Here is a 753-nt window from a genome sequence, read left to right on the forward strand (position 1 = left end):
TATTTCCGCACTGCTGCTACTCGTTTCGGTAAAGCTCAGTTTCAAACATGCCTGGGACACCCTGCATTATAAAAACAATCCGGAGTCCGTTAAGATGATGGAAAGTTTAGGAATCAGCGAAACATACATTCCATATCTGGCTTGTGTTGCCATAGCGGTCGGTGTACTTTTGCTCATTCCTGGCACCTTTTTCCTGGGCAATATGCTCAATGCGGTCCTGATTGTTATGATCATGGGCCTGGCGCTGCGAGCGGGAGATTACCGCATGGCGTTGATAGAGATCCCATTTTTAGCCATGCCATTAGTGATGATTTGGCTCAAATATCCGTTTAAATTTAAATAACCCGCAGTATGGCAAACAGCAAGCCCTATAGGATCAGCTCTATAACGGAGATACACCGTTTGATGGGGCTCCCCAAACCCCATCACCCGCTGATCAGCATCGTTGACCTGAAAGGCCTCAGAAACGATACAGGTATAGAGGCGGTCGTTTTCGATTTGTATGTAATATCCATGAAAAGAGGATGCGACGGCTTACATTACGGGCAACAGAAATACGACTTTGACGAAGGGCTTATGGCCTTTCTGTCGCCCGGCCAGATCCTGCGCGGCGAAGAGAGCGGTGTACCTGCGGACCTGGAAGGCTGGATGCTTTTCGTACACCCCGACTTTCTTTGGAACACATCGCTTGCTACCAAGATCAAGCGGTACGAATACTTTAGCTATGCGACCAATGAAGCGCTGTTCCTTTCA

1 protein-coding gene and 1 pseudogene are annotated in these 753 nt (G+C 48.2%); both read left to right on the plus strand.

The window, feature by feature from the left end:
- Nucleotides 1-343: hypothetical protein (locus AAHB90_RS32450; RefSeq protein WP_342089485.1), on the plus strand; the 343-nt coding region annotated here is incomplete at its 5' end.
- Between the two features lie 8 nt (nt 344-351).
- Nucleotides 352-753 (plus strand): annotated as a pseudogene (locus AAHB90_RS32455) (AraC family transcriptional regulator); the annotation flags it as partial.

The sequence above is a fragment of the Dyadobacter sp. OTU695 genome (assembly GCF_038440355.1).
Taxonomy (GTDB): Bacteria; Bacteroidota; Bacteroidia; order Cytophagales; family Spirosomataceae; genus Dyadobacter.